Annotated in this window: 19 protein-coding genes; 13 read left to right on the top strand and 6 right to left on the bottom strand. The window is 63.1% G+C overall.

Annotated features, from left to right (window positions below):
- Nucleotides 1-62 precede the first annotated feature (62 nt).
- The 3 genes from ARC39_RS18840 (at nt 63) to ARC39_RS18825 (ending at nt 5,010) form a co-directional block, all read left to right on the top strand.
- The gene (locus tag ARC39_RS18840; RefSeq protein ID WP_068116478.1) at nt 63-1,901 is read left to right on the top strand and encodes an ABC-F family ATP-binding cassette domain-containing protein; all 1,839 of its coding nucleotides are present in this window, start codon (nt 63-65) and stop codon (nt 1,899-1,901) included.
- A gap of 1,056 nt (nt 1,902-2,957) precedes the next feature.
- On the top strand, nt 2,958-3,932 hold the full coding sequence (locus tag ARC39_RS18830; RefSeq protein WP_068116474.1) for a threonine dehydratase: 975 nt from the start codon (nt 2,958-2,960) through the stop codon (nt 3,930-3,932).
- Nucleotides 3,933-3,990: 58 nt separating this feature from the next.
- Nucleotides 3,991-5,010, top strand: a complete 1,020-nt coding sequence (locus ARC39_RS18825) for a zinc-binding metallopeptidase family protein (RefSeq protein ID WP_368085987.1) — start codon at nt 3,991-3,993, stop codon at nt 5,008-5,010.
- Between the two features lie 7 nt (nt 5,011-5,017).
- Here ARC39_RS18825 and ARC39_RS18820 read toward each other — a convergent pair whose 3' ends face one another.
- A complete protein-coding gene (locus tag ARC39_RS18820; protein ID WP_068116470.1) occupies nt 5,018-5,362 on the bottom strand; it encodes an MmcQ/YjbR family DNA-binding protein in 345 nt (114 codons plus the stop codon).
- Between the two features lie 554 nt (nt 5,363-5,916).
- Here ARC39_RS18820 and cysS point away from each other — a divergent pair.
- From cysS to ARC39_RS18800, 4 genes are all read left to right on the top strand, one after another.
- The gene (gene cysS, locus ARC39_RS18815; RefSeq protein ID WP_068116468.1) at nt 5,917-7,359 is read left to right on the top strand and encodes a cysteine--tRNA ligase; all 1,443 of its coding nucleotides are present in this window, start codon (nt 5,917-5,919) and stop codon (nt 7,357-7,359) included.
- 184 nt (nt 7,360-7,543) lie between these two features.
- Nucleotides 7,544-9,169, top strand: coding sequence for a citramalate synthase (gene cimA, locus ARC39_RS18810; protein WP_068116466.1), 1,626 nt, complete (start codon nt 7,544-7,546; stop codon nt 9,167-9,169).
- An 11-nt stretch (nt 9,170-9,180) separates the two neighbouring features.
- The gene (locus ARC39_RS18805) at nt 9,181-9,900 is read left to right on the top strand and encodes a class I SAM-dependent methyltransferase (protein ID WP_068116464.1); all 720 of its coding nucleotides are present in this window, start codon (nt 9,181-9,183) and stop codon (nt 9,898-9,900) included.
- The gene (locus ARC39_RS18800) at nt 9,897-10,667 is read left to right on the top strand and encodes a squalene/phytoene synthase family protein (RefSeq protein WP_068116462.1); all 771 of its coding nucleotides are present in this window, start codon (nt 9,897-9,899) and stop codon (nt 10,665-10,667) included. The genes ARC39_RS18805 and ARC39_RS18800 overlap by 4 nt, the downstream gene beginning before the upstream one ends.
- A 117-nt stretch (nt 10,668-10,784) precedes the next feature.
- Here the strand turns inward: ARC39_RS18800 and ARC39_RS18795 are convergent, their stop codons facing one another.
- A complete protein-coding gene (locus tag ARC39_RS18795) occupies nt 10,785-12,002 on the bottom strand; it encodes an MFS transporter (RefSeq protein ID WP_068116460.1) in 1,218 nt (405 codons plus the stop codon).
- A gap of 257 nt (nt 12,003-12,259) precedes the next feature.
- Here ARC39_RS18795 and ARC39_RS18790 point away from each other — a divergent pair, with 257 nt between their 5' ends.
- The 4 genes from ARC39_RS18790 (at nt 12,260) to ARC39_RS18775 (ending at nt 16,083) form a co-directional block, all read left to right on the top strand.
- Entirely contained in the window at nt 12,260-12,808 is a 549-nt protein-coding gene (locus ARC39_RS18790) for a DNA-3-methyladenine glycosylase family protein (RefSeq protein ID WP_078059357.1), read from the top strand.
- Nucleotides 12,809-12,887: 79 nt separating this feature from the next.
- Complete coding sequence (locus ARC39_RS18785; RefSeq protein WP_068116457.1) at nt 12,888-13,559, top strand: alpha/beta hydrolase; 672 nt, start codon at nt 12,888-12,890, stop codon at nt 13,557-13,559.
- A 189-nt stretch (nt 13,560-13,748) separates the two neighbouring features.
- On the top strand, nt 13,749-15,332 hold the full coding sequence (locus ARC39_RS18780; protein ID WP_161470993.1) for an ABC-F family ATP-binding cassette domain-containing protein: 1,584 nt from the start codon (nt 13,749-13,751) through the stop codon (nt 15,330-15,332).
- A gap of 166 nt (nt 15,333-15,498) precedes the next feature.
- Nucleotides 15,499-16,083 (top strand): HNH endonuclease, encoded by a 585-nt coding sequence (locus ARC39_RS18775; RefSeq protein ID WP_068116453.1) that lies wholly within the window; start codon nt 15,499-15,501, stop codon nt 16,081-16,083.
- A gap of 15 nt (nt 16,084-16,098) precedes the next feature.
- On the opposite strand, the gene ARC39_RS18770 is transcribed toward ARC39_RS18775, so the two are convergent.
- The 3 genes from ARC39_RS18770 to ARC39_RS18760 form a co-directional block, all read right to left on the bottom strand.
- Nucleotides 16,099-16,434 carry an SMR family transporter gene (locus ARC39_RS18770; RefSeq protein WP_068116451.1) on the bottom strand — a complete coding sequence of 112 codons (336 nt, stop codon included), beginning with the start codon at nt 16,432-16,434 and terminating at the stop codon, nt 16,099-16,101.
- A gap of 25 nt (nt 16,435-16,459) precedes the next feature.
- Entirely contained in the window at nt 16,460-17,092 is a 633-nt protein-coding gene (locus ARC39_RS18765) for a YitT family protein (protein ID WP_068116722.1), read from the bottom strand.
- 193 nt (nt 17,093-17,285) lie between these two features.
- On the bottom strand, nt 17,286-18,500 hold the full coding sequence (locus tag ARC39_RS18760) for an NADP-dependent isocitrate dehydrogenase (RefSeq protein WP_068116448.1): 1,215 nt from the start codon (nt 18,498-18,500) through the stop codon (nt 17,286-17,288).
- Between the two features lie 217 nt (nt 18,501-18,717).
- Here ARC39_RS18760 and ARC39_RS18755 point away from each other — a divergent pair, with 217 nt between their 5' ends.
- Both ARC39_RS18755 and ARC39_RS18750 read left to right on the top strand, forming a co-directional pair.
- On the top strand, nt 18,718-19,782 hold the full coding sequence (locus tag ARC39_RS18755; RefSeq protein ID WP_068116446.1) for an HlyD family secretion protein: 1,065 nt from the start codon (nt 18,718-18,720) through the stop codon (nt 19,780-19,782).
- Entirely contained in the window at nt 19,772-20,848 is a 1,077-nt protein-coding gene (locus ARC39_RS18750; RefSeq protein WP_068116443.1) for a DUF2955 domain-containing protein, read from the top strand. The genes ARC39_RS18755 and ARC39_RS18750 overlap by 11 nt, the downstream gene beginning before the upstream one ends.
- Here the strand turns inward: ARC39_RS18750 and ARC39_RS18745 are convergent.
- Nucleotides 20,781-21,356 carry an HD domain-containing protein gene (locus ARC39_RS18745; protein ID WP_068116441.1) on the bottom strand — a complete coding sequence of 192 codons (576 nt, stop codon included), beginning with the start codon at nt 21,354-21,356 and terminating at the stop codon, nt 20,781-20,783. The genes ARC39_RS18750 and ARC39_RS18745 overlap by 68 nt on opposite strands.
- Nucleotides 21,357-21,409 lie beyond the last annotated feature (53 nt).

Genomic DNA, 21,409 nt, shown 5'->3' with positions numbered 1-21,409 from the left:
TGCCGACAGAAGACAGCGCATTCGGATTGACGGTTGGTGTTGTGCCGACTAGGCCCGCGCGCATGGCACGTGCTCCGCTCCTCCAGCTTTCCGATATCTCGCTGACCTTCGGTGGCGACCCGGTGTTCTCCGATCTGGGCCTCGTGGTTCAGGGCGGGGATCGCGTGGCGCTGGTGGGGCGCAACGGGTCGGGCAAATCGACCTTGATGAAGGTGATGGCGGGGCTCGTTGAGCCTGATTCCGGCAGCCGTATCGTGCCGCCGGGCGTGCATGTGGGGTACATGGAGCAAGACCCGACGATGGCGGGCTTTGCGACGCTGGGAGATTTCGCAGCCAGCGGGATGGGCGAGGGCGAGGCCTACCGGGTGGAAATGGCCGGCGAGGGGCTGAAGCTGGATCTGGCGCGGCCGGTGGAGACCGCCTCGGGCGGCGAGCGGCGGCGCGCGGCACTGGCAAAACTCCTGGCGGAGGCGCCGGAACTGATGTTGCTCGACGAGCCGACGAACCACCTTGATATCGAGGCGATCGGCTGGCTTGAAGAGCAGCTTGCGGAGACGCGAGCCGGTTTCGTCCTGATTTCCCACGACCGGGCTTTCCTGAACCGGCTGACGCGGGCGACGCTTTGGCTCGACAGGGGGGTGGTCCGGCGGCAGGAACATGGGTTCACCACCTTCGAGGAATGGCGCGACCGGGTCTGGGCCGAGGAAGACGAGGCACGCCACAAGCTCGATCGCAAGATCAAGGCGGAAGCGCGGTGGGCCGTGGAGGGGATTTCCGCCCGGCGGACACGCAACCAGGGACGGCTTCGGGCGCTGAAGGCGTTGCGCGAGGAGCGGTCTGCACAGATCCGCCGGCAGGGGACAGCCGATCTGGCCATCGACACGGGCCGCGCCTCCGGCAAGCTGGTGGTCGAGGCGAGGGATATCGAGAAGGCCTTTGACGACAATGTAATCCTGAAGCCGTTTTCCCTGCGCATCCAGCGCGGCGAGCGTGTGGCGCTGGTCGGGCCGAACGGCGTAGGCAAGACAACGCTCCTGAAGATGCTGATCGGTCAGGAAGCGCCGGATTCCGGCAGCGTGACGCTTGGCACGAACCTCGAAATCGCTGTTTTCGACCAGACGCGCGCGCAGCTCAACCCGGACGCGACCTTGTGGGAGAGCCTGACCGGCGACAAGGCGTTGCGTGTGCAGGGCCGGGGCGGCGATCAGGTCATGGTGCGCGGCACGCCGCGGCACGTGGTGAGCTATCTCAAGGATTTCCTGTTTTCCGATGCCCAGGCAAGGGCGCCGGTCCGCTCTCTGTCCGGTGGTGAGAAGGCGCGGTTATTGCTTGCCAAGATCCTCGCCCATCCGGCGAATGTGCTGGTGCTGGACGAACCGACGAACGATCTGGATATCGAGACACTCGACTTGCTGCAGGAACTGATATCGGACTACGACGGTACGGTGCTGCTGGTCAGCCACGACCGCGATTTTCTCGACCGCATCGCCACCACGACCATTGCCATGGAAGGCGATGGACGGGCTGTGGTCTATGCCGGCGGTTGGAGCGACTACAGGGCGCAACGCGGTGAGCGTTCGACGGGAAGCCGGCCGGAAAAAACGCAGGGGCGCGGTACCGCACAGAAACCAACGCAGCCTCAACCGACCCCGACACCGAAGACCGACACCGCTGCCGGGCTGACCTTTACAGAGCGTCACCGATTGGAGGCGCTTCCTTCCGAGATCGAACGGCTGGAGGCCGAGATCGGGAAACTCGAGGCATTTCTTGCCGACCCGGAGCTGTTCACCAGGGATCCGTTGAAGTTCCGCAAGGCGTCGGAGGCACTGGTAGAAAGGCAGCAGGCCTTGTCGACTGCCGAGGACGAGTGGCTGGCGTTGGAGGAAAAAGCGGCCGGCTGAGCACCCTGTCTGACCGTTTCCGATTTGGCGACAATCGGAGAATGCGAGGAATTGTTGCCAACACAGTCGCAGGCTCGGATGTCCAGGGGCGGAAGCGAATTTCGGGTCCAAAGTGACCAGCGCCGGCAATCTCGATTCCCTGAGCACGTTGCGGTTGCGTGGTGACTGCGACTTTGGCCGCACATTGCTTTGTGCCGTCACCGGCACCAGCCATGCCGCCGGTGCCGACTTGAGCGATGCCTGGGGGTACTTCGGCGGTCTTGGCGTCTAAACCCGCGTCACCGATGCCGCCAGCCTGACGCGTGAGGTCGCTGCGCATCGATTTGACGATTCCCAGACCTCTGGCCGTGTCGACGCCATCACGGCGACAATCGGCTTGAACTACCGTTACTGGCATCAAGTGCGCGGGTCTTGGCTTGCGCCGCGGCGCCCCGCCGTCGGGGAGCATAGCACCAACGGGGCTTTCCCTGCGCTTCGCTTGCGCTATCCTCCAATTCGATGGCGTAGTGAAGAGGAGCGGGCGCTGGTGGGGGCGAAGGAAAGCAAGCCGAGAGGACTTCGCGCTGTTCCCGTCGGTCTGTGGCTGGCGTTGCTCGTTGGATGCACGCCTGTTGATCCAAATCTCGAAGCGAGCCTCGGGCCTGGATCGGCGGCGACTGGCTATGCCGGTGCGGTCGGCGGAAGCCTTGGTATTGCGCCGCGGCGGGCGTCTCCTTCGGCGAACCCGGAGTGGAATGCGCAGCAACGCATCCCCAATACCAATCCGCGTGTGTTGACCAACAATGTCTACGGGCCCGGGCGCAGCTCCGATGCATATGGGCGCGTCGTTTATCACAACCCTGGTCTGCGGATTGAAGAGACGGCCCAGGGAGCCGGGGACTACACGGACCAGTATGGCCGCCCGGTGCGGTGCTACGGAGCGGGTGGCGGAACCGTCTGTCGCTGAGGCATCAGCAGGCATGCGACGAAGTGTGACGGTGCGCTGACTTGCGGACTGTCCCGGCATGATCATCCTGCCATCTTGCTGCCTCCCACCTTCGCGACGGAATGTGCTGAATGATCCGATTTACCCTGGCCGAACTCGAAGCCGCAGCAGACATGGTTCACACGCAAGTGCCGCCGACACCGTTGCACAACTGGCCGCTGCTGTCGGAGACGGCAGGCGCGGACGTCTGGGTGAAGCATGAAAACCACGCACCGACAGGCGCATTCAAGGTGCGCGGGGGCGTGACATTCATCGATTGGCTGAAACGGGCACACCCAGAAGCGCGTGGTATCTGCACCGCGACACGCGGCAACCACGGTCAGAGCCAGGCACGGGCCGCCCGAGCGGCCGGGCTGCGGGCGATGATCTATGTGCCGCACGGAAACTCTGCCGAGAAAAACGCCGCCATGCGCGCTTATGGCGGCGAGTTGATGGTTCACGGCAGTGACTTTGATACGGCGCGAGAAGAAGCGATGCGGGTGGCTGCGACAGAGGGTCTGGCCATGGTGCCGCCCTTTCACCCGGAGCTGGTTCGGGGAGTTGCCACGTATGGATGGGAGATGTTCCGGGCGCAGCCAGATCTCGACACCGTTTATGTGCCAATAGGCTGTGGATCGGGTATCTGCGGCACGATTCTGGCGCGCGATGCCCTTGGTCTCAGGACGAAGATCGTTGGCGTTGTCGCCGCCGAGGCACCATGCGTGAGCCGCACTGTCGCAGCGGGCAGGTTGGTGGAAACAAACACGGCCCGCACCTTTGCTGACGGGCTGGCTGTACGCGTTCCGGTACGGGAGGCGTACGAGATCTTTGGCGCGGGAGCAGATCGCATTGTTGAGGTCTCTGAAGAGCAGATCGCGTCTGCTGTGCGACTGTACTACAGCGCCACCCACAATCTGGCCGAAGGGGCGGGCGCAGCAGCGCTGGCGGCACTTCTCAAGGAGCGTGACACTGTGGCTGGACAACGTGTTGGGGTGGTACTGTCCGGTGGCAATGTCGACGCGGCGGTTTTCCGCGCGATACTTGGTGGAGACACACCCGACGCGTGATTTGCTTGCCGCGTGACACGATCTGCAGCATGACCTTTTCAGGTCACTTGCCGACCAAGTGTCTGGCGGCTCGTTTCAAGGAGGTGTTTCCGTGCGGCTCTACGCTTGTCCGGCCTGCGGGGCCCGGCTTTATTTCCGCAACTCGGCATGTGGCGCCTGTGGGGTGCGGGTGGTTTACAGTGATGCGCGCGACGCATTTGTGGCGAATGCGGACAGTTGTTCAAACAGAGAAGACATCGGCTGCAATTGGGCGGACGAGGACGTTGTGGAGCACCTGTGCCGGTCCTGTCAGATGACCGATGTCATTCCGGATCTGTCGGTTGAACCCAACGCCGCGCTTTGGGCCGAGGGAGAGACGGCAAAACGCTGGGTGTTGGCAACATTGAGCCGTTGGGGGTGGTTTGGTGCCGAAGATCCCGGACCATTGCCGGTCTTTCACTTCAAGTCCGAACGAACGCATGCCGGACCGGAAAGGGTGATGATGGGGCACGCGGCGGGGGTGATCACGTTGAACGTGGCGGAAGCGGACGACGCCATTCGGGTACGTAATCGGGAGATGCTGGACGAGGAATACCGAACCATGCTCGGGCATTTGCGCCATGAGCTTGCGCATTTCATCTTTGACCGTCTCGCCGCCGAGCCGGGTTTCTCCGAGGCATTTCGGGCGCTTTTTGGCGACGAGCGTACGGACTACGGCGAGGCGCTGCGGCGGCATTATTCGGAGGGGCCGCGGGCGGAATGGAGTGGTCGGTTCATCACGCCCTATGCCAGCGCGCATCCACACGAGGATTGGGCCGAGACCGTCGCGCACCTGATGCATCTCACCGATATCGTCGATGCGGCCACAGCAGTGGAACTGGCATGGCCCACCACGGACGGCGTACCGGCCGATGCCTATGAAACGACCGATTCCGATGCGCTGATTCACGCTGCGGTGGACCTTGGCCTCGCTCTTAACCAGGTGAATCGGGCGATGGGGTTGGCCGATCTCTATCCGTTCGTGCTGACCGAAGCGGTGCGGGACAAACTGGCGTTCTCCCACTTCTGGCTGAACCGGCGCGCACGCCTGCAGAGCTAGGCTTCCGTCACGGAGCGTCGAGTGCCGCCTGCACCTTGCGGGGGAGTTTGGCTCGGATCAGGTCATAGGAGACACGCACCCGGTGTTCCGCTTCCTCGGGCGAGACACTTTCGAAAGGCACCAAAACCCACGAGCGGTGGAAATATGGCGCTTTCTCGAACTGTCCCGTTTCGCGCAGCATCTCGGCGGTTTCCACATCTGCGCATTTCACGCTCACGCCCCGGCCCTGGGCGCCAAGTGCGGCAAAGATCTTGCCGCCGACCTTCCAGATGTCGTGTCCCGGTCCGAACGGCGCGCTGACTTCGGCGCCGGGCAGAGCGGCACAGAGAGCATTGATCGAATCCCTGTCCATGGGACCATGCTGCCGCGCGCTGGAATGCGCGGCAACAACTACCTGCAAGTCGCTTTTGCGAACCGGCGGGAATCGCGGCCTCCTCGCGCGGAGGTTTCCGCGACAAGGTCGTCTTGGAGGTTGCTGGGGGCTACGAAAAAACCGTGGTTGGAGTGCCAGAGGCAGTGCTCCGGAGCAGCGCGTTCGTTGAGAGTGCGCCCGGAGGGTGCGACGGCTGTCGGCTATATGGGTTCCATCGCAGAGTGTCCGTCGAACTGGGTAGAACGGCTCGCCGGCGCCAGTGCGCAGAGCCCGTTCCATTTCAGCTTTCAAGCCCGGCAGGCAGAGCGATTGGAGCAGATGGGCTGACCGCGACGAATTTGCCGCCGCAGGGGCGTGCGAAATACCTTGGCGTTTTGACAGGTTGGCGCTATGACGCCGGGCATGAACCGTCGCAGCATCATCATTTGCGTCTGCATTACCCACTGACATCGTCAGGCGGGCCGGTTCCTTCATTCCCTTTCCAGACCGAAGTTGCTAGACCCGCCGGCGCTGCCGGAAGGAGAGGATTGGGCATGACCGAGATCAGGCTCTGGAACACCAAGACCAAACGGAAGGATCCGCTGGCGCCCACGGTCGCGCCCGGCAAGGTCTCCATGTATGTCTGCGGCCCGACGGTCTACGACCGCGCCCATATGGGCAACGCCCGGCCGGCCATCGTCTTTGACGTGCTGGCACGGTTACTCCGGCACCAATTCGGGGCGGAGAATGTCAAATACGTCCGAAACCTGACGGATGTGGATGACAAGATCATCAAGCGCGCCGAGGAAAGCGGCCGGCCCATCGACGCGATCACCGAGGAGACGATCCGCTGGTATCACGAGGACATGGCCGCGCTTGGTGTGTTGCCGCCCGACGTCGAACCGCGCGCGACCGAGTATATCGCCCATATGATCGCCATGATCGAAGGGCTGGTGGCCTCGGGACATGCCTATGCGGCCGAGGGGCATGTGCTCTTCTCGGTGGAGAGCTACGCGGAGTACGGCAGCCTCTCGGGCCGGTCGGTGGACGACATGATCGCCGGCGCACGGGTGGAGGTGGCGCCCTACAAGCGCAACCCGATGGATTTCGTGCTGTGGAAGCCGTCGACAGACGACGTACCGGGTTGGGAGAGCCCCTGGGGCCGCGGCCGGCCAGGGTGGCATATCGAATGCTCGGCGATGAGCGATGCGCTGCTTGGCGACAGCTTCGACATCCACGGCGGTGGCAACGACCTCATGTTCCCGCACCACGAGAACGAGATCGCCCAGAGTTGCTGCGCCCATCCCGGCAGCGACTTCGCCCGGATCTGGATGCACAACGAGATGCTGCAGGTCGAGGGGAAGAAGATGTCCAAGAGCTTGGGCAATTTCTTCACCGTGCACGATGTTCTGAAGCGGGGTGTGCCGGGGGAGGTGATGCGGTTCGTCTATCTAAAAACCCATTACCGGAAACCGATGGACTGGACGAAGAAGAAGGTCGACGAGGCGCGAACCGAGTTAGCACAGTGGAGAACGGTGACCGATGCGTTGCCGGAAGGCGGCCCAATCTCTCCGAAGCTTGTTGAGGCGCTTGCCGATGACCTCAATACCCACGCTGCAATCACTGAACTCCGGCGCCTGTTCAAAGCCGAAGACCATGAAATGCTGAAAGGGTCGGCAGGGCTTCTTGGATTGCTGACAAAAGAAAAGGCGTGGGATCATCCGAACCACTACGTTCTGCACGCCGACACAGGACATCTGAACATTTCGGGACACGACGTGAAGTTGATCCACAGGCCAGGTGATCTACTTTTGACACTGCACAATAAGTTAGTGGTCGCGCGTGAAAACGCATTGGAAAATAAGGACTTTTCTGAAGTTGATCGCCTGAAGACTGCGTATGTCGCGGCCGGACTTGAAGTGCGCATGAGCAAGGCGGGGGTCGAACTGATTCCGGGGCCGGAGTTCGACCCGGCGGCACTGGAGGCACTTTCTTGACCGAGAGATCCATAAACGCCCGGGCCTGTGGCCTGGGCAGCGCCCGAACCGCCCCCCCGGGGCGGGCGCTTCTCGCCCACCCCGCGGTTCGGGCACTGCCCTCTGTTTGGCACTCAGCATCTACCGGAATGACAATGGCTGCCGTCGAATGGGCATTTGAACACCAAGAAGAAAAGGCCACGGCATGAGCAAGGAACGGCTCTACCTGTTCGACACCACGCTGCGCGACGGGCAACAGACGCAAGGGGTGCAATTCAGCTTGGAGGACAAGTACCAGATCGCGGAGGCGCTGGACGATCTCGGCATCGACTATATCGAGGGCGGCTGGCCCGGTGCAAACCCTACTGACAGCGAGTTCTTCGAGGCTGCTCCGCAGATGGAGAACGCGACCTTCCTCGCTTTCGGAATGACCAAGCGGGCCGGGCGCTCGGCAGCCAATGACGAGGTACTGGCGGGCGTTGTGAACGCGAACACCCCTGCGGTCTGCCTTGTAGGCAAGAGCCACGATTTCCACGTCACAACGGCCCTGGGTGTGACGCTTGAGGAGAACATCGCCAATATCGCGGACAGCCTCTCGCATCTTGTGGGGCTTGGCCGTGAGGCGATGTACGACGCCGAGCATTTTTTCGACGGCTACAAGGCCAACCCCGACTATGCGCTCGCCTGCCTGCATGCGGCGCTGGAAGCCGGCGCCCGCTGGGTCGTACTTTGCGATACCAACGGCGGGACCCTGCCGGCGGAGATCCATGACATCACACGGGCGGTGATCGAGAGCGGAATACCCGGCGACCGGCTTGGCATCCATACACATAACGACACCGGCAATGCGGTGGCCGGCACGCTTGCGGCTATCGACGCCGGTGCGCGGCAGGTGCAGGGCACGCTGAACGGCCTTGGGGAGCGCTGCGGCAATGCCAACCTGATCACGCTGATCCCGACACTCCTTCTGAAGGAACCCTACGCAAGCCGCTACGTGACCGGCGTCGCCAAGGAACGTCTTGCAAGCCTGACGCGTGTCAGCCGAATGATGGACGACATTCTGAACCGGGTGCCGTTTCGCGGTGCACCCTATGTGGGCGCTTCCGCCTTCGCCCACAAGGCGGGCCTTCACGCGTCCGCGATGCTGAAGGATCCATCCACCTATGAGCACATCGACCCGGGACTCGTGGGCAATGCGCGTATCATCCCGATGTCCAACCAGGCCGGGCAATCGAACCTGCGCAAGCGGCTGACCGACGCCGGGTTGCCGGTGGAGAAGGACGACCCGGCGCTCGGGCGTATCCTCGATCTGGTCAAGGCGCGGGAGGCGAAGGGCTATTCCTACGACACCGCGCAGGCCAGTTTCGAACTGCTCGCCCGCAGGGAACTCGGGGTGCTGCCGAGCTTCTTCGCGATCGACCGGTACCGCGTCATCGTGGAGCGCCGCAAGAACCGCCTTGGCGAGACGATCTCGCTCTCCGAGGCCGTGGTCGTCCTCTACATTGATGGCGAGAAACGCCTGTCCGTCTCAGAGTCTCTCGATCCTGCCGGCTCCGACCGGGGGCCGGTCAATGCGCTGTCCCGAGCCCTGGCGAAGGATCTCGGGCCGCTCCAGCCCTACATTGCCGACATGAAACTCGTGGACTTCAAAGTGCGCATCACCAACGGTGGTACGGAGGCCGTGACCCGTGTCATCATTGACAGCGAGGACAATGCTGGCCGACGGTGGTCCACCGTGGGGGTTTCGGCGAATATCGTGGATGCCTCCTTCGAAGCACTGCTGGAGGCGATTCAGTGGAAATTGCTGCGGGATGGGGCGCCCGCGGCCTGAGGAAATAATCGATGGATTGGGACGCATTCTTCACGCTGCACGACGGTTTGCCACGAGAGGGGCCGGGGTGTCCGGAAGATGTGCACTGGGCGATTGGCGTTGCCGGGACCCATGGCGAAGCGCGCGTCTGCGACGCGGGCTGCGGGCCGGGGGCGGATACCGAGACGCTGGCGGAGGCGCTGCCGGATGCCTGGATCGACGCGGTGGATCTGCACGGCCCCTTCGCGGCAGCGACCGCCGCCCGTTGTGCGCGATTCGGGCCGCGTGTAAAGGCGTGGCAGGGCGACATGGGCACGCTGTCCGGTCCTTACGACCTGATCTGGTGTGCTGGCGCACTGTACTTTCTCGGCGTCACCGAGGGTTTGACAGCCATGCGGCCAATGCTCACGCGGGCCGGGCGCGTGGCCTTTTCCGAACCGGTGCTTCTGGGAGGCAAGGAGACACAGGCGCTGCGAGATTTCTGGGAAGAGTACCCGGGCATCACGGACCGCGCGGGTATTGAACGCAGGATCTCCGCTGCCGGATATCGCACGTTCGACACGCGCCTGATCGTCGGTGCGCCGTGGGAAGCATACTACCTACCGATGGAGCGGCGTATTGCCGAACTTCGCGCGGAAGGCGTGCCGGAGACCGTGGAACAGGCCCTCAGGGAAGGCGAACGAGAGATCGCCAACTGGCGTGCGGCATCGGGCCGGATTGCCTACCTGCTGTCGGTCGTCGCGCCCGAATGAGCCTAGATGCCTGTGCCGAGATCGTAGAGCGGGGCGACCCCGACCGGTTTCTCGCCGCGATTGCCGCGCCTCTATCGGCACGTGCCTGCTTGCTGCCGCTCTATGCCTTCAACGTAGACGTGGCGCGGTTGCCCTGGGTCAGCCCCGAACCGATGATCTGTGAGATGCGGCTGCAATGGTGGCGCGACACGTTGGAACAGATCGGCCGTGGCGAAATCCCCAGTACGCATGAGATTGCGATCCCACTCGCGGAGACTATCAGGCGGCATGGTATTTCGATCGACGTTCTCGATGCGATGGTGTTGGCCCGCCGGTGGGATATCTACCACGACCCGTTCGAGGATACCCCCGCTTTGCATTCCTACATCGACGCCACGGCCGCCGGCTTGACATGGGTTTCGGCACAGGCGCTTGGCGCCACCGCCGAGGCCGAAGGCGCCGTGCGCGATGCCGGCTGGGCAGCTGGGCTTGCCTCATATCTTCGCGCGATTCCGGATCTCGAGGCTCGCGGACGTCGCCCGCTCGTGGACGGACGTGCCGACGCCATCTCTGACTTGGCCCGTCTCGGCCTCACCCGGCTCCGGTCCGCTCGCCGCGCCGGCGTTCCATCAGCCGCGATTCCGGCGCTCAGGGCCGGGTGGCGTACGGAAACCACCCTGAAACGGGCTGTTCAAACCCCCCAGCGTGTCGCCGCAGGTACCCTCGCCGAAAGCGAATTCTCCCGCCGCGCCGGCTTGATGCGCCGCGCCTTCCTGGGCACTTGGTAGAAGAGCTTTCAACGCCGGGTGCGCTGGTCCCCGGCGCCTTCAGCCAAAAAACCTCACCCTCCGGAGGTCCGCTCGTTCTAACGCTACCGCAATCCGCATTGGGTGCGCGGGGCCGGATCACTTTTCCGGCCGCAGGGTCAACCAGATCAAGGCGCCACCCGCCAGCGCGAGGAAAGGGACCATGGCCAGGTTCACGGACGCCCATCCTTCTTGGGCATTGCCTCCCGAGCAGTTCATCAACCCGCCCGAGACCAGCGAGGCCAGCGCAACCATACCGAAAACGAACATGTCATTCATTCCCTGAACCCGCCCGCGCTCTTCCGGCGTATGGGCCTGCGCAAGCATCGTCGTCGCTCCGATGAAGCCGAAATTCCATCCAAGCCCAAGCAGGATCAAGGCAAGGAAGAAGTTCTCGAGTTCGACGCCTGCGAGCGCCACGGTACCCGCTCCGGCCAGAATTGCGAGGCCGATGGAGATGATGGTGCGCGCTCCGAACCGCGCAATCAGATGTCCGGTGAAGAACGACGGAGCAAACATCGCAAGCACGTGAGCCGTTACGACGAACCCTGCCGTCTCCGTGTCGAACCCGCAACCAACGACGGCCAACGGCGTGGAGGTCATCACGAGATTCATCAGTGCGTAGGTGACCATGCCGCAAATGATTGCGACGAGGACCGTCGGGTCCCGCAGCAATTCCAGCCTGCTGCGACCCGTCGGTTGACCTGCGGCGGGACGCGGGGGCTTTGGAATGTCGAGCAGAAGGAAAAGCGCCATTCCGACGAGGTTGATGGCGATAGCACCGAGGTAGGTGCCGAGAAACGGTACAACGAAGCTGTCCGCCAAATTGGTGCCAAGCGTCGGCCCGATAACTGCGGAGGCAAGTCCGCCCGCCATGACGTAAGAGATTGCCTTCGGGCGAAATGCGTCGGACGCGGTGTCGGCGGCGGCGAAGCGGTAGAAACCCTGTGCAGAGACATAAATACCAGTGCAATAGGAGCCGAGCAGGAACAGCAGGAAGCTGTCGGTCCAGAGACCCCAGGCCGAAATGGATGCGCCGATGACTCCACCGCCCGCCCCGATGAAGAAACCGGCGCGGCGGCCAAGCACCTGCATCGCCGATGAAAGCCAGGGTGCCGTTGTCATCGATCCGATAACGATCAGGGAAATCGGCAAAGTCGCAAGGCACGCATTGGCCGCGAGCATCCCTCCGGCGAGGCCGGCAACCGTGTAGATCATCGCCACCTGCGAGCCGAGAACGGCCTGTGCGGCCACCAGGATCCACATGTTGCGGCGGGCGCGGGAATCGTCGTGTGCAATGGCGGCAGTATCAGTCATGTCTCGCCCATGCCCGCGATTCTTGAGAAGGGCAAGGGGGCGATCGGGTGATTGCGCCGGAATCGGATTGCTGCTCCGGGTCGAAAGGATAGGCTTTCCACGATTCCGTCATGCTGACGGTGTCGCCCACTGGTTGGGCGCTTGGCTTGTGAATTGAGAAAGACACGGCGTTGAATGAGATCGGGCGGATAATCGAGACACCAGATTGTGTCGCCGAAGGAGCGAGATGGCTGGCAGCGGCGGAGCCGCGTTTTGCCATGGCTTTGGAACAGACGGGTCCCCTGCCGCTGCGTCGGCGCAGCGACGGCTTCGAGGCGCTGCTCTCGGCGATTGTCAGTCAGCAGGTATCCGTCGCCTCCGCCGATGCGATCTGGGGCCGGCTCAGGGCGGCGCGACTAACCGGGCCGCGCAAGGTTCTTTGGGCGGAGGAGGCGGATCTTCGGTCCTGCGGGCTCAGCCGGCAGAAGGTCCGCTATGCCAAGGCGCTGGCGGAGGCGCGGATCGACTACGCTGTGCTGCGCGCGCTGCCCGCCGACGCGGTGATCGAACAATTGGTCGAGGTACCGGGAATTGGCCGTTGGACGGCGGAAATCTACGCCATGTTCTCGCTCGGAAGGGCGGATGTTTTTGCCCCCGGCGACCTGGCTTTGCAGGAGGCGGCGCGGATGCTCTTCGACCTCGAGGACCGGCCAAGCGAGAAAACCCTCCGCGAGATGGCTTGCGCATGGAGTCCCTGGCGCGGCGTTGCTGCGAGGTTGTTGTGGGCCTACTTCCGGGTCGCCAAGAAGCGCGAAGGTACTCGGTGAAGGGGCAGAGGCTGGCCAAGCCGAGCCGGAGCCGTTAGGAGCCCAACGGTGACTTGTTATCGAAGCGGGTAGGGCGGATATGGCGCGAGAACTCACATCGGGGCGTAGCGGCGTCCCTCAGGGGCAGGCGAAACAGGTGGTGATCTTCGTTCACGGCTACGGCGCGGACGGAAATGACTTGCTAGGGTTGGCCGAGCCTTTGGCGCCGCATTTGCCGGACACAGCCTTCTACGCGCCGGATGCGCCGGAGCGCTGCGTCGGCAATCCATTCGGGTACCAGTGGTTCCCGATCCCCTGGCTGGACGGGTCCTCGGAGGAGGCCGCGCAAACCTCGATGGCTGCTTCGGTGAGCGACTTGAACGCGTTTATCGACAAGGTTCTGGTGGATGAGGGGGTGACGGCGGACCGCCTGATCCTGCTGGGTTTTAGCCAAGGCACCATGATGAGCCTGCATGTGGCACCGCGCCGCGCAGAGGCCATTGCGGGGATCGTCGGCTTTTCCGGCCGTTTGATGGAGCCGGAGAAGCTGGCAGAGGAGGCGCGGGTCAAGATGCCGGTTCTACTGCTACATGGCGATCAGGACGACGTGGTGCCGTTTGCCTCGCTTCAGCAAGCCGCCGAGGCGCTGTCGACCGCCGGGTTCGAGACCTATGCCTTTGTGATGAAGGGGACCGCACATGGAATTGCACCGGACGGGTTGGGACAAGCCGTCGGTTTCATGCGCCTCAAGCTGGGTCTGGACGCTGGCTAGGAATGCCCGCTGCCGATGGGGTCATTGACAGGACGGGTGTGCGGATGGGATACGCGGTGCTTGGACGTCGCAACTCGCGGCCGTGCCCCGGGTGCGCGCGAGTTTCGTCGGAAACCCAATAGGAGAGACAGATGATTCAGATGCGAAATGCCGACTTCGCCCTTGGCCGACGCTGCTCGAATCTGTCTCATGCCGTATCTCACTCTCGACTCGCTTTCATATCAACTCCCTGATTCCACACCGCTCTTTACTGGGCTTACCGTTGCCTTGCCTGCCGGACTGACCGGGCTCGTTGGTGCGAACGGCACGGGAAAATCCACACTCCTGCGGATCGCTGCCGGTCGGCTGGAGCCTTCGGGTGGGCATCTGAGCCATGGCGGGCGCGTCTCTCTGCTGCGTCAGAGATTTGAGCCGGAGGAAACGCTTGCGGCGCTGTTCGGCGCGGAATCCGGGCTTGCGTTGCTGGACCGCTGCCTTGCCGGACAGGCCAGTGCGGAGGACCTGGCCGAAGCGGACTGGGGGGTGGAAGCCGATCTGGAAGCCGCTTTGTCACGCGTCGGTTTGGACGGGGTCAATCCTCGAACCGAGCTCGGACGACTCAGTGGCGGGCAGCAACGGCGCGCGGCCCTGGCCGCGTTGTTCTTCGACTGCCCGGAAATCGTGCTTCTCGATGAACCGACCAACGATCTGGATCAGGAGGGGCGGCAGATTGTCCGTGATCTGCTGTTGGCGTACCGCAACCGTGGCCTGGCGCTGGTCGCCAGTCACGACCGCGCCCTGCTGGAGGAAATGGACAGAATCCTGGTGCTGGAGGCTGGGGAAGGAAAGGTACACCCGGGCGGATGGAGCTACTATGCCGCTGCGCGCGCCGCGGACCGCGCGCGGGCGGAGGCGCGATTGGAGCGGGCCGACAGTGCGGTGGCAGCGGCCGAGGTGTCGATCGCCGCCAGCGCGCGAAAAGCGGCCGGCCGGGCGCGACAGGGCCGCGCGCTGCGGGCATCCGGTAGTCAGGGAAAGATGCTGACCGATGCAATGAAGGACAGGGCCGAACGTGGCGCCGCGGGTGCCGCCCGACTGGCGGAACGGCGCCGAGCGGAGAGTCGTGCCGAGCAGGCGGCTGCCCGTGCCGCGCTCCCGCCGCAGGTCCCGCGACGGCTGCACGCCGCAGCCTCGGAGCGCAGCCATGGATCGGTGCTCCGGTTCCGAGATGTCAGCTTTAGGTTTGGCGATAAACTATCTGTTTTAAATGATTTATCTATGGAGATGTTCGCAGGGGAGCGCATCGCGCTCGTGGGCCCCAACGGCGCGGGAAAGTCCACTCTCCTGCGTCTTGCTGCGGGTCTTCTGGAGCCGGATGCTGGACAAATTCAACGCGCGCGTGTGGCATTTCTCGATCAGCAGGCGGAAGCCCTGGGGCGCGGTGGGACATTGCGGGAGGTTTTCGAGCAATCTCACCCGGAGCTTGGTCGAAATGCTATTCAGGCGGCTCTCGCTCGGATGGGGTTTCGAGGCGAGGCGGCCGCAGCGCAGGTCCGCGGGCTCAGTGGGGGCGAGAGGGTGCAGGCGGCTCTGGCACTCGTTCTAGCCGGTGCGAAGCCCCCCGACCTGTTGTTGCTGGACGAACCCACGAACCACCTGGATATCGCGGCGCTTGAAGCGGTGGAGGAAGGGCTTTTGGCATATCGAGGGGCGCTGCTCGTCGTCAGTCATGACGCGGCCTTTCTGGAACGCTTGCGTCTCACGCGGCAGATCACGCTGCCGTTCTGCGGATAGATGTCACATGCTTGTCACCGAGGCAGGGTACCTCACGCGCAAGCCCACCGTATGGCGGGGGTTGTCAGGCGGGAAACGCCACATATAGTTGTTGCGAGCTGGGGCGGGGCGTCCCGCCCTGGGGCACGTATCGGGCAGACAGGGCAGGGACGGAGTCTCTAACACGATGGACGGCGATTTCAGATCACACTTCGTTCGGGAACCGAACAACCTCAGGCACCATCCGGCACTGGTGCTGAACGCCGATTATCGGCCGCTCTCCTACTATCCGTTGTCGCTCTGGCCATGGCAGGAGGCGGTAAAGGCGGCCTGGCTAGAGAGGGTGGACATCGTGGCGGAATACGACGAAGTCGTACGAAGCCCCTCCACGACGATCCGAATACCTTCCGTCGTGGTGCTTAAAGATTACGTAAGACCCCAGAAGCGCGTGGCCTTCACGCGCTTCAATTTGTTCCTGCGGGACGAATTCCGCTGCCAGTACTGCGGGGCGAAGGGGGATCTGACCTTCGATCATGTTGTGCCGCGCGCACGTGGCGGCATTACAAGCTGGGAGAACGTGGTGGCGGCCTGCTCCTGCTGCAACCTCAAGAAGGGCTCCAAGTCGCTGCGCCAGGCCGGCATGAGCCTGCTGAAGTCTCCGCGCCGCCCAGGTGCCGAGGAATTGCGCAACGTGGGCCGCAAGTTCCCGCCGCATCACCTGCACAAGAGCTGGCTGGACTTCCTCTACTGGGATGCAGAACTGGAGGCGTGAGCAGTCGCTCCGCCGTCAATGGGCATTTGACGACGAGAAGAGTTGGATCACGGCCACGCCCGCAACGATCAGCCCGAGCCCGAGGATTGCCGGTACGTCGAGGTTCTGTCCGAAGACAACGAAGCCAATCAGCGTGATCAGAACAACACCGAGCCCCGACCAGATGGCGTATGCGACGCCCACTGGCATGGCGGACATGGCCACGGCCAGCAGATAGACCGACAGAGAATAGGTGAGAATGACGATCACCGATGGCCAAAGACGGGTCATCTGTGCGCTGGCATTGAGCGCCGATGTGCCGATCACTTCGGTGATGATGGCGCCAATGAGCGCGAGAATGTGAGGCGGCATTTGGCTTTCCTGCGGGTGGCCGGGGTCAGGTCGCAATGTAGCGGTCGCGACGGTGATTGAAGGCGATGACCATGTTCAGCACAACCGCTCCCAACAGGGAATAGGCGACCACAGAGCTGGGAAACAGCAGGAAGGCGACGGCAAAGAGCGATGTATCGAAAGCAAGCTGGACGTAGCCTGCGCGAATGCCGAGCCGATCCTGGACGAGTAGTGCCGTTACCCCAAGGCCGCCGAGGCTTCCGCCGTGGCGGAACAGGATGAGAAGACCCGTGCCAGTCAATGTGCCGAAGACGATGGCGCCCAATGTCGGAGAGACCTCCGCCAGACCGATCTGGCCAGGCAGCCACTCTGTGAGGACTGACAGCAGGGTGACGCAAAACACCGTTCTGATGGTGAAGGCCCGTCCCATCCGTGTCCAGGCAACCCAGTAGAACGGCAGGTTCACCGCGAAGAAGACTGGTCCGAAAGACCAGCCAGAGAGGTAGGAAATGATCAGCGCCAACCCCGCCGTCTGGCCGGTCAGAAACCCCAGATGGGTTAAGAAGACGAGCCCAACCGCACAAAAGAAGACGCCGATGGAAATGCCTTGGGCGTTCTCCATTGCGCTGTGGCGCGGTGCGTTTGGCTGGATTGCTGGCGACAGATCGGTGGTTGACATGGGCGCGGCATCGCAGGGCGGCGCGGCAACGTCCAGTCCTGCACCGCGATCCATCGTGCCCACACTTCGGGTGCCCATGACTTGAGCAACCGCTGCGGGTCCCCGCTCGGTGTGAGATCACCAATTCGATTAAGGGATCCGGGCAAGCGGGCCCGCGGATGGGCCCGCTTGCCGCCGCGTGGGCGCGCTGCGATCAGCCCGAAAGCGCCCTGTTGAGGTTCTCGTCGACCTTTTCCAGGAAGCCCGTCGTCGTCAGCCAGCCCTGATCGGGGCCGACCAGAAGGGCAAGGTCCTTGGTCATGGAACCGCTCTCGATGGTTTCTACGACGACCTTCTCCAGCGTGGTGGCGAAGGAGGCCAGCGCGATATTCTCGTCGAGTTTCGCGCGGTGCTTGAGCCCGCCGGTCCAGGCGAAGATTGAAGCGGTGGAGTTGGTGGAAGTCTGCTGGCCGTTCTGATGCTGACGGTAGTGGCGCGTCACTGTCCCGTGGGCGGCTTCGGCCTCCACGATCTTTCCGTCGGGCGTCATCAACTGCGAGGCCATCAAGCCGAGCGAGCCGAATCCCTGTGCAACTGTGTCCGACTGAACGTCGCCGTCGTAGTTCTTGCAGGCCCAGACGAAGCCGCCATTCCACTTCATGGCGCAGGCCACCATGTCGTCGATCAGCCGGTGTTCGTACCAGATCTCCTTGTCCTTGAACTTCTCGGCGAATTCGGCGTCGAAGACTTCCTGGAACAGCTCCAGGAAGCGTCCGTCGTATTGCTTGAGAATGGTGTTCTTGGTGGAGAGGTAGACCGGCCAACCCATGTGGAGGCCATAGTTGAACGACGCGCGGGCAAAATCCCGGATCGACTCGTCGAGGTTGTACATGCCCATGAAGACGCCGGAGGACGGGGCTTGATAGACCTCTTCCTCGATCACAGTGCCATCTTCGCCAACGAACTTCATCGTCAGCGTTCCCGCGCCGGGGAACTTCATGTCGGTCGCCTTGTACTGGTCGCCAAAGGCGTGGCGGCCGATCACGATGGGCCGGGTCCAGCCGGGCACAAGACGGGGTACGTTGCGGCAGATGATCGGCTGGCGAAAGACCACGCCGCCGAGGATGTTGCGGATCGTCCCGTTGGGCGAGCGCCACATCTTCTTCAATCCGAACTCCTCGACCCGTGCCTCGTCGGGCGTGATCGTGGCGCATTTCACCGCCGCGCCGACCTCCTTGGTCTTCTCGGCGGCGTCGATCGTGATCTGGTCGTCGGTGCGGTCGCGCTCCTCTATGCCAAGGTCGTAATATAGCAGGTCGATATCGAGATAGGGCAGGATCAGCTTGTCCTTGATGAAGGACCAGATGATCCGGGTCATCTCGTCGCCGTCCATTTCCACGATCGGGTTGTCCACCTTGATCTTCGTCATGGGTGTCCCTCTTTGCAGGCTGAGTGGTGAGTCGAATTTGACCGCTTATTAGCGTATCGGTGGGTATTGGGGAATACGGTATGCGAATGTATACAGATTTGCCGCAGGCTGAATCTCGTAATCGCTGCATCATTGTGCAAACGCAGGTGGGCACAGGTGACACCACAACCCGACTGTGTTTGTGTACCTGGGATTCCTGCGGATTCTGGAGCGTTTGATGAAAGCAGCCATTCGCATTGTACTGCTGGCGTCGGTACTGGTCTTCATGTGGTACCTCGCCGCAGACCGCCTGACGCCCTTCACGTCAAATGCTCGCGTCAAGGCCGTGATCACGCCCGTGGTGCCGCAGGTTTCCGGGGCGTTGGTGGAGGTTCCGGCGGCAAACGGCGAGATCGTGGAAACCGGCGCGGTTCTGGCACGGATCGATCCGCGCGCGTACCGGACCGATCTGGAACGGGCACGCGCGGAACTGGATGCGGCGGTCCAGTCCATCGGGGCAAGTTCGGCGGATGTGGAAGCGGCGCAGGCGGCGGCGAGCCAGGCCACCGCGGATCTGGAAAACGTCCGGCTGCAAACGGCTCGCGTTTTCGAACTGGAGCGTAAGGGCCTCATGTCGTCGGCCCAGGGTGACCAGGCGCGCGCGGCACTGGCGGACGCCGAAAGCGGCTTGGCCCGGGCCGAGGCCGATTTGAAACGCGCGCGGGAGCAACTGGGCCCTGCGGGCGAAGACAACCCGGCGATCCGCCGTGCGCTCGCTGCCGTCGCGCAAGCCGAACTCGAATTGGAGTGGACCGAACTGGTCGCGCCCAGTGCTGGCGCCGTAAGCGATCTTGCCGTCGCACCGGGCGCCTATGCCAAGGCCGGAACGCCGATTATGACCTTCGTGGATATCGAGGACGTCTGGATCGAAGCCTACCTGACCGAGAACAACCTTGGGCGCATTGGCATCGGGGACCCGGTGGAGGTCACGCTCGACATACAGCCCGGTCGAATCCTTCAAGGTCGGGTGGAGAGCCTGTCCGGTGCGGTGTCCATCGGAAACGAAAGCAAGCCCGGCAGCGCCGCCGCACCGCCACGCAGCTCGGGCTGGATGCGCGCGCCGCAGCGATTTCCGGTGCGCATCGTTTTGCCCGGCTACGAGGCGGCTGATCCGGACGACGACGTATTCTTCCAGATCAACGGACAAGCAGATATTATTGTTTACACAGGCGAAAATCCGGTCCTGAACGTGCTTGGAAAGGGGCTGATCCGGGCGATGGCCTGGATTTCCTATGCATACTGACGCGCGTCACGCGGGCATGCGGCTGGCGTTCGGGCCGGCGCTACTGTTCATTCTCGGAATGGCGATGAACTGGCCGCTGGCATTCGTGGCTTCGGTTTTCGCGGTGCTCCTGCTTCAGGCGCCATCCGCACCTTCGCTCCGGGCCGCTTGCACGCTTTCGGCCACCGCCGCCGCGTTGATGCTGGCTGCCTGGGTCGTCAGTTCGATCCTGCTTCCCTATCCGCTGCTGTTCCTGCTGGCGGTCGGGGGGATGGTCCTTACCGGCTTCGGGCTTTCGGTCGCGGGAAAGTCACCGCTGCTGGTCGTGTTCACATTGCTTGCGGCGCTGCTGATGCCCCTCTTGGTGAAAAGCTCGTTGAGTCTCGCGCTCACAGTCGCGCTCTGGCTGCCAGTCAATCTCGGGCTGGCGCTTGCCGCGACCTGGGTTGCGTTCGCCGCCTTTCCAACGGGGAGCGCTGCGCCTGCGACCGGTGCAGCGGGTGGCGCGGGGGAGGCGGGTTTCGATCCCGGTCGCCGGTTGTTGCGTATGGCGCTTGTAACCCTGCCTTTCGCTTTGTTGTTCTTTGTGGTCGAAGGCGGCGCCGTCCTGACGTTGCTGTTCGTCGCGATCCTCACGCAACAATTGGCCGCGAGCACACAGGCCGGGACCAAGGTGGCCATGGCGATGCTCACATCCAACCTTGTTGGTGGTTCGGTCGCAATCCTTGCCTATGAACTGGTTGTTATGGCGCCATTCTTCCCCTTCATGGCGCTCGTCACCGTGTTGGCCTGTCTCGGTATCGCCGTCTGGTTCACGTCGGGTCGGGGGGATGCAAAGCTTGCGGGCTCAGCGATGACCACGATGCTCATCCTTTTTGGCGGCAGCATGGCCCCGTTCGGTGACAATGCAGAAGTCGCGATGGTCGACCGATTGTTTCAGGTCGCGGCGGCGCTGGCATGGGTGTTGGCGGCATTTCTCGCTCTGGACACGCTCCTGCCAGAACGCGCACATGGTACGCCTAACTGGCGAAGTAGCCGGCGACCCGGGCACGGACGTGCTGCCAAAGCGCCGGCGCCCCGCGGATGACCTTCGTGCCCACACGTGTGTCGATCTGATCCATCGTTACGTCGTACTCGATCCAGCTTCCGCCGCCGTTCAATAGGTTCAGCAAGAGCGGTTGTACGCGGTCGATGGATTTCGCGAAGACGGCATCCGGCGTTTCGGCTGCCTCGAACTCGTTCCACAGGTTTCGGAACTCGGCGGCCTGTGCTTCCGGCAGCAATCCAAAGAGCCGATCGGCCGCGGCCTGTTCCTTCGCCTCCTGCTCCGCGGCGTCGAAATCCGCGTGAATCGGCGTGTCGCCCGCGTCGATCTCGACGATGTCGTGAAGAAGCAGCATTCGGATCACCCGATCGATCCGCACCTCCGGCTTTGCCTGATCGGCGAGAACCATGGCATACATCGCAATGTGCCACGAATGCTCCGCGGAGTTTTCGCGCCGCGAGTTGTCGCCGATGGGGGTGGCGCGAAGAATGCCCTTCAGCCGGTCTATTTCCTGAAGGAATGCAATTTGAGCGTTGAGCCGATTTGTCATGGAGCGGCTCTATGCCGTGCCACAGCAGAGGGCAAGGGCGCGCGGTGCTCGGC

The sequence above is a fragment of the Tropicimonas marinistellae genome, assembly GCF_001509585.1.
Taxonomy (GTDB): domain Bacteria; phylum Pseudomonadota; class Alphaproteobacteria; order Rhodobacterales; family Rhodobacteraceae; genus Tropicimonas; species Tropicimonas marinistellae.
This window is presented reverse-complemented; position numbering and strand designations above follow the sequence as displayed.